Raw genomic sequence first — 3,230 nt, forward strand, 5'->3', positions numbered from 1 at the left:
ATTGCCTGAATTAAGGATTCATATTTCTCAATGATTTTGTTTTGGGTAGTAATACGTTCATCAATGAGAGATAATAAAGATGATATTTTATTCTCTTCTTTCAGTGTTGTTGTAAAAATTGGGAAAGAAGCGTATTCGAGTGAATTTATACCGGGCTGACCTGAACGTGCAGACATTATAGAAACCCATCTCCAGTATCTATGAGTATGCAATTGAGAGAACACAAAATATGGATTATGTTCTGCTACATTAGCTCTAATCAAAAAACCTGCATAGTAAAGTTTACCATCAGATTTTCGATAGAGATATGATTTACCAGTACTTGCTCCAGTACGTGCTAACAATATGTCACCTTCATTAACTACATAGTTTTCAGATAATATTCCGTCTGGTGATACAATGGAACTATTATTATAAGTTGACGACGCTTCATCTATATCTGTAATACGAATGTATTTATTTTGACCATCATAAGGTTTTGCTGCTGCATTCATGCCATAGTCAAAACCTGTTGCAATTTCACCAAATTTACATTTCATCCATTCCCCCGAAAACTCAGGGAATCTCAGATTTGGAACATTAAGGACTTTTTTATCTTTATTATTTGTCATAATCATTATTCTTTATCAGGATTAATATCAAACGGTAGAAAGTTGTCACCGGTATTAAAGCGATCAAAATCCGAACTAAACAAGCGGTCTTGAATGATTCGGTATTTTTCAAATTCGGCTTCAGCAAATTTCTTGGCAAACTCAGCCGTAACTTTGCCTGCATCAGTAAGGATTGCATCACCACCTGCTTCCAGAATGATGTCGATACGTTTTGCCCAATCTTCCATTGTCATAGGGATATGACGCTTTGCCATACGCTCTGCCATGTCCAGAACTGCATTGACCAAACGTCCCATATCTTCCAGTTCTATACCTTTCAGGTAGTTCTTGGCAATACTTACATCAGTCTTGACTATTTTCCCGTCTGGAGCATTCTCCCAGGTTGTCAGTCCCATGTGTTCTTTTTCAGCATCGGCTCTGTTCACAATCAGTTCTGCTGCTGTCTGGCCGTGTACCGCATAATGCATTTTGTTCTGAACCTTCTTGAAAAATAACTTTGTGGTTGGAGCATCACGATTATAATCAATAGCTGTGGCGTAAATGTCAGTAAGTTTTTGATAAAACCGGCGTTCACTGAGACGGATCTCACGAATCTCAGCCAGTAAGTGCTCAAAATAGTCCTCACCGATAAATGATCCATTTTCCATACGTTTCTTGTCTATCACATAACCACGTATAGAGAATTGACGGATGACTGAGGTACACCATTGGCGGAATTGTGTGGCTCTGATACTGTTTACCCGATACCCTACAGATATAATGGCATCCAAATTGTAGAACAGGGTCTTTCTGTTGACTTGACGTTCACCTTCCGTTTGAACTACCGAGAAAAACTCGGTAGTTGCTTCTTTCTGTAACTCCTGACTGGCATATATATTCTTCAGGTGCAAACCGATGTTGTCTGTCGAACAATCAAATAAGGTTGCCATAGCTTTCTGCGTACACCAGATGGTATCATTCTGATACATCACCTGTATGCCATCTTCCTTGCCCTCAATAGCGAAGATTAGGAATTCTGCCGTACTGTTTCTTATCTCAAACCGTTTTGCCATTATACCTTCATTTATTCAACTAGTCCCAATTCTTTCAAATACACCTCAATCTCTTTGTCCAGTTCGGCACGTTTGGCTTCAAGTTCTTTGATTTCTGCCATTACGGCCTTGATGTCGATAGGTTCTTCTTCCTCAAAGGTATCAACATACCGGGGGATATTCAGGTTGTAGTCATTGTCGACCACTTCTTGTAAGGTGGCAAGATGACTGTACTTTTCTATTTCCTTACGGTCACGGTAGGTTTCAACAATCTTCTGTATATGCTGTGGACGAAGCTTGTTTTGAGTCTTTACTTTTTCAAACTCCTTGCTTGCGTCAATGAACAGGATATTGTCATCTTCCTTACGGCATTTCTTGAAGACAAGAATACAGGTCGGAATACTTGTACCATAGAATATGTTGGCAGGTAAGCCTATAATAGCATCTATATAGTTTTTCTTTTCTATGAGAAAACGGCGGATAACACCTTCTGCGTTTCCACGGAACAACACGCCGTGAGGAGCTACGCAAGCCATTGTACCGCCCTCATTCAAGTGATAAATCATGTGCAGGATAAAGGCGTAATCGGCTGTTTTCTTCGGTGCGAGCCGTCCGGCCTTGCTGAAACGATCATCATTGTTGAACTTGTCGGCGGCACTCCATTCGGCTGAGAACGGCGGATTTGCGACTACCGCATCAAACTGGGTATCACCGAATGCGTCCCATTCGAGCGTATCACCGTTTTCTATCTTGAAGTTGCTGAACTTGATTCCGTGAAGAAGCATATTCATACGGGCAAGGTTATAGGTAGTCGGATTCTTTTCCTGTCCAAATATATCAACAGCCTTTCCTATACTTGCTGCACGTAACAATAACGAGCCGCTGCCACAAGTAGGATCATACACATTGCGCAGACGTTGGTGGCCAATAGAAACAATTTCCGCCAATATGCGACTGACTTCCTGAGGTGTATAGAACTCTCCTGCTTTCTTTCCGGCTCCAGCAGCAAATTGGGAAATCATGTATTCGTAGGCATCACCGAGAATATCAATTTCCTGTGAGGCTTCCACACCAAAATCTATATCATCCAAAGCAAGAAGCACATTGCTGACCAATGTATTCTTATCGTCAGCAGTCTTACCCAACTTAGGAGAAGCCAAATCAATATCAGAGAACAGTCCTCCGAAATCCTCTTCACTGTCCTGTCCAAGTGTACTGTCCTCTATGCGTTTCAAAGAACGTTCCAGCATAGGCAGTATATTTTCTTTCCGCTTGATGGTATCTATCACTGATGAAAACAGGAATTGTGGTTCTATAAAATAACCGATATTTTCCAGACACTGGTTTTTGACCTCTTCCTGCAATTCCGCAGCATCAGCATCGGTCATATTCCATAATTCCTTAAAGGTCACTTCATCGTCTTCAAGCGCACTATTAGCGTATTTTTCAATTTTTTCTGACAAATATTTATAAAAGATGAACCCCAAGGTAAAATACATAAAGTCGCTTGCCGACATATTGCCACGCAAACGGTTTGCGACCTCCCAAAGCTGGTCACGGAGTTTCTGTTGTAATTCTTCGCTCATAT

Annotated in this window: 3 protein-coding genes; all 3 read right to left on the reverse strand. The window is 40.9% G+C overall.

Annotated features, from left to right (window positions below):
• On the reverse strand, positions 1–611 hold a 611-nt coding region (locus QZ379_RS12420; protein ID WP_291565375.1), incomplete at its 3' end, for a restriction endonuclease subunit S.
• 5 nt (positions 612–616) lie between these two features.
• Positions 617–1,663, reverse strand: coding sequence for a virulence RhuM family protein (locus QZ379_RS12425; RefSeq protein ID WP_291565378.1), 1,047 nt, complete (start codon positions 1,661–1,663; stop codon positions 617–619).
• A gap of 11 nt (positions 1,664–1,674) precedes the next feature.
• Positions 1,675–3,228 carry a type I restriction-modification system subunit M gene (locus QZ379_RS12430; RefSeq protein ID WP_291565380.1) on the reverse strand — a complete coding sequence of 518 codons (1,554 nt, stop codon included), beginning with the start codon at positions 3,226–3,228 and terminating at the stop codon, positions 1,675–1,677.
• Between the last annotated feature and the right edge of the window lie 2 nt (positions 3,229–3,230).

The sequence above is a fragment of the Bacteroides sp. genome (genome assembly GCF_019417265.1).
Taxonomy (GTDB): Bacteria; Bacteroidota; Bacteroidia; order Bacteroidales; family Bacteroidaceae; genus Phocaeicola.